4 protein-coding genes and 1 other RNA gene are annotated in these 4,538 nt (G+C 35.5%); 1 reads left to right on the top strand and 4 read right to left on the bottom strand.

Annotated elements, in window-relative coordinates; all coding sequences use genetic code 11:
- The first annotated feature begins 119 nt into the window (after positions 1-119).
- A non-coding RNA gene (gene ssrS / locus ACQV2T_RS09210) (6S RNA) lies at positions 120-302 on the top strand.
- Between the two features lie 384 nt (positions 303-686).
- Here ssrS and pyrR read toward each other — a convergent pair.
- The 4 genes from pyrR to ACQV2T_RS09190 form a co-directional block, all read right to left on the bottom strand.
- Entirely contained in the window at positions 687-1,226 is a 540-nt protein-coding gene (pyrR, locus tag ACQV2T_RS09205; protein ID WP_428874395.1) for a bifunctional pyr operon transcriptional regulator/uracil phosphoribosyltransferase PyrR, read from the bottom strand.
- A 117-nt stretch (positions 1,227-1,343) separates the two neighbouring features.
- Complete coding sequence (locus ACQV2T_RS09200) at positions 1,344-2,552, bottom strand: acetate kinase (protein ID WP_428893582.1); 1,209 nt, start codon at positions 2,550-2,552, stop codon at positions 1,344-1,346.
- Between the two features lie 580 nt (positions 2,553-3,132).
- On the bottom strand, positions 3,133-4,125 hold the full coding sequence (locus ACQV2T_RS09195) for a hypothetical protein (protein WP_428875426.1): 993 nt from the start codon (positions 4,123-4,125) through the stop codon (positions 3,133-3,135).
- A 175-nt stretch (positions 4,126-4,300) separates the two neighbouring features.
- Positions 4,301-4,538, bottom strand: a 238-nt coding sequence (locus tag ACQV2T_RS09190; RefSeq protein ID WP_428875427.1) for an LPXTG cell wall anchor domain-containing protein, incomplete at its 5' end; no start/stop codon positions are given.

Here is a 4,538-nt window from a genome sequence, read left to right as displayed (position 1 = left end):
AGGGACATTTTGATTTGTGTTCTCTTGAGACATTATCATTTACGTTTAACAATGCTTTCATTTTTTCAAACAAAACTATTGCAATTCAATCTCATCGTGTTATACTAGGTACATAGGAAATATATCTGATGTGTTCGAGAGATAGTCAATGTGTTGACCGAACATTTTACATTAGGGATTCTTCAATCGAATACCTATGACAAGCCATCGCATGTGGAAGTCAGAAGCATTTCGTGAGAACCCCACCTGATTGCTAGCGGGTTCAACCTAGCTTTATTGAATCGGCACGATTCGGATATATTTTGAGAGCTGGCAATTGCCAGCTCTTTTTTAATGAATCTTTAGATAGAATTGAGGTTAATAATGCTACAAGCTTTGCTCTATGCCTTCCCATCGATATTAGTGATTTTGGCCCTCTATATTTTTTACTTCCGACATTCCTTACTAAAATTGCTCAAGCTACAAGACCTTAGGATTTTCAATCTAATCGCACTAACCTTTTTTTTATTAGCTATTTTAGGCTTTATCTTAATCTATTTACAATTAAAAATTTGGAGTCTTGTCTGGCTAGTCCTTGTTTTGATTTTGATTACCATGGTCTCTGTGCTCATCTACTTTACTCTTAGGTCGCATTAACTCATTCAAATTAAAAGCCCTTCAAAGCTAATAACTTTGAAGGGCTTCGTTTATTTACGTAAGATAACGACTTCTTCTGCTTGGTCTACTTCATTTAATTTGACTGCCACTTTTTCTTCGCTGGATGTCGGGATATTTTTACCGACGAAATCAGCGCGAATTGGGAGTTCACGGTGACCTCTATCCACCAGTATTGCCAATTGAATTTTGGCTGGACGATCTGACGATAGAATCGCATCCAGTCCTGCTCGAATGGTTCGACCTGTATATAAAACATCATCCACCATAATCACAACTTTATCACGCATTGAGTGAGAAAAGTGAGGGGGTTGAACAACAGGTGCTTCATTTTTAAACTTGTGGGTCAAATCATCACGGTAAAAAGAAATATCTAACTCTTCTAGCTCTACTTGAATAGCTTCAATTTGCGAAATTTTTTCAGCTAAACGATGGGCTAAATATATGCCTCTTGTTTTAATTCCTACTAATACTAATTCTTGGACGTTCGGATTCCGTTCGACAATTTCGTGGGCCATTCTCTTTAGAGTTCTATTGATCGCTTGCTCATCTATAATAATATTTTCAGCCATTCATGTGTCTCCTTCAGTTTGGTATCTCTAGACTTCTTTATTTTCTTCCCTTAATAATATACCAAAAGAACGTCATTCTCAAATGAGAATAACGTTCAAACCAACTTATCTTAATGATTATTTTTGATTTTTAAGACGCTCAACGTCACGAGCAATCGCAATTTCTTCGTTAGTAGGAATGTTGATAACTGTTACCGTAGAATCATCTGTAGAAACGATGGCTTCTTGGCGTGTGTTATTACGCTCTTCGTCAATCTTAACACCCATATAACCAAAGTTTCTCATAGTGATTTCACGTGTTTCTTTAGAGTTTTCACCGATACCGGCAGTAAAGACAATCACATCTACACCATTCATCACTGCTACATATTGTCCAATGTATTTAATAATACGATTGAAGAAAATATCTAGAGCTAGTTGTGCACGTTCGTTTCCTGCTTCTGCAGCTTCTTCCACATCACGCATATCGGATGAGACACCTGAAATACCGAGTAAACCAGATTTTTTATTGAAGATAGTTACCATCTCTTCAATGCTTTCAATACCTTCCTTTTGCATGATGAATGGAATTGCAGATGCATCGATATCACCGACACGTGTTCCCATTGTTAAGCCAGCTAGTGGAGTGAAGCCCATTGAAGTATCAACAGATTTCCCTTTCTCCACAGCAGTAATTGAAGCTCCGTTCCCTAAATGACAAGTAATAATTTTAAGGTCTTCAATGGGCTTACCTACGATTTCAGCTGCACGGTGGGCCACAAATTGGTGACTTGTCCCATGAGCTCCATATTTACGAACGGAGTAATTTTCATAGTATTCGTACGGAATGCTGTATAAATAATTTTCAGCCGGCATTGAAGTATGGAAAGAAGTATCAAAGACTGCTGCCATGGTAGCATGTGGTAATTTTTCTTGGAAAACACGAATTACGACTGCTTCCGCAGGGTTATGTAAGGGGGCGAAATCTCCCAATTCTTCAATGTTTTTGATAACTTGCTCATCTACTAGAGTAGACTCCTTGAAGAGTTCTCCACCAGCTACTACACGGTGTCCGACACCGGTAATTTCTTCAAAGTTTGTGATAACTCCTAAGTCTAGAAGTTTAGTTAGTAATAAATCCACTGCACGAGCATGATCTGCAATATCTTCGACTATTTGAAACTTTTGATCTTCACCATTAGCGTCCGTATATTCAATTTCTAATTTTGAATCGCTTAATCCAATACGTTCAACTAATCCTTTAGAAACCACTGTTTCTTCAGGCATCTCTATGATTTGGAATTTCAAACTTGAAGAACCCGCATTAATCGCCATTGTTTTAGACATTTACAATTTCCCCATTTCTTTGTTAGTTCATATAGGTCTAGTATATCATGTTTATCCTTACACCGTAAACACTGATTCAAAATTTTGTGAAGTTTTTAATAAAGTTTGCTCTGTCCTTCGAAAGTTTAATAATTATTAACTTACTGATAATAATAAAGAATTAATGAATTAAAAAACTTTTTTGGCGCTTTCTATTGATCCCTATCATGCTCTGACTATTTTTAGGATAGCCAATACTTTATTGTGCTTGAGGGTCAAAGTGATGAGTTTTATTAAGATTAAACTCATATAATCAAGGTCTCAACTTGCCCATCACAACAATTACTCATCAACACCCATTTTTCGACTTTGTTACCCGCTAAATAGCATAATTATACCTTAAATTTTCCGTCATTTTACATACAGGCTGGGTGGCTTTTTCACTGGCTGATGGTCCATATAAAAGTGTTCTGAACAATAGTTAAAATATATTTTTCTTCAGTTGTTCCCACCTTTAGAATTTGTCTCTTTTTCATTAACACCATTCAAAGACTCTTTATCATACCTTAACTCTCTTTATCCGATGGTATTTATATTTTCTTTAACTTTTTACAAAAGTTTTGCTAATTGTACCATCAGGATTTTCTATGATAACTAAATGACCTATTTCTCCCTTATCATTTTGGCTAGGTTGAATAGAATATTCAACTTTCTCAATGGCTTTGTCATGTAAAATATATTCAATCGAAACCAATTCTCCATCTCCATTTTTTAAAGTCATAGTTGTTCCTATGATGTTTCCTTCTTTATCTTTAAATGCTGACTGTTCAATAGTAGGGACTTTTTCATTTTTTATAAAGGTTTCTTTTTTCAACCCCTCTGCATTCGTAATTATAATTAAATAACCTCGATCCCCGTTTTCGTCTTTATCATAAGTGATTTTAACATCTGGGGCTATTTCTTGTTTGCCAATCAAAATATGTTCGTTCAATAAAACTCGCTCTGCATCATCTTTAACTAAAACAGTGTATCCTATAATACTTCCTTGATTATCCTTAAAAGGGATTTTTTCGATGGTTGGAACTTTTTTGTTTTCCACAAAAACTTCTTCAAAGTCACCATCTGGTTTATAAATAATCACTTTATGACCCGTTCCCTCAGCAATAATTTTAAGCTCAGGTTCTTTGCCATCGGGATCATTTAAAATATGGTGAGTGGCGATCAACTTTTCTTGGCTATCTTTGATGACAAATGTTTTGCCAATAATTTGTTCTTGAAAATCCTTCAAATCTTTAGTTTCAACAACTGGTTGCTCATTTTCAAGATTACTTGACTTGTTTTCTAAAAATATCTTCTCTTCTTCCCCGGTCGGCTTTAAAATATTGACCGTGTATCCATACACACCCTCTCTTTCTGATTGATTCACATTAACTTTTACTGATTTCCCATTGTTATCATTCAAAATGTTCTGACTTAAAATGATATTTCCTTCATTATCTTCAATAATAATGGTCTTACCTATATCATTGCCCTCTCCATCTTTGATTGGCTTTTTATAAATAATCGGTGATTCTCCATAAAGTATGTTTTCCATAACTTCTATCCTCCTCAAGAAACTATAAAGCTATTAAGCTCAATCATTTTTATATAAATAATCATATATCTTTCTGTCTTTAAAAACAACTCGCCCATTTAAAAACTCTCTTCATCCATTTAAGAATGAAGAGAGTCCTATTTAAAGATCTTACACTAGCGTCTTAGCCTACAGTTTATTGATTCTCACTTAGGCGTTTTTTTAATTCTGCTACAGAAATTCCTAAGCCCATTGCCAGCAAAGTAAGACCCATTGCTACATATTCTCCTTCATCAGAACCAGTATTAGGCAGTAAAATCCCTGACTTATTGACAGTTACTTCTTCACCCTTAGGAGTAGTCTGGTCTAAATCTGGTGTTGGATCTGGATCTGGTGTTGGATCTGGATCTGGCGTTGGATCTGGATCTGGCGTT

The organism is Facklamia sp. P13069, from assembly GCF_050409405.1.
Taxonomy (GTDB): Bacteria; Bacillota; Bacilli; order Lactobacillales; family Aerococcaceae; genus Facklamia.
Note: the sequence above shows the minus strand (reverse complement) of the source record. Positions and strands in the feature narration are given on the sequence as shown.

What these genes read in the sequence shown, in the direction of transcription:
- pyrR (WP_428874395.1), bottom strand. Translation starts at nt 1,226, where the DNA reads ATGGCTGAAAATATTATTATAGATGAGCAAGCGATCAATAGAACTCTA.
- ACQV2T_RS09195 (WP_428875426.1), bottom strand. Translation starts at nt 4,125, where the DNA reads ATGGAAAACATACTTTATGGAGAATCACCGATTATTTATAAAAAGCCA.
- ACQV2T_RS09200 (WP_428893582.1), bottom strand. Translation starts at nt 2,552, where the DNA reads ATGTCTAAAACAATGGCGATTAATGCGGGTTCTTCAAGTTTGAAATTC.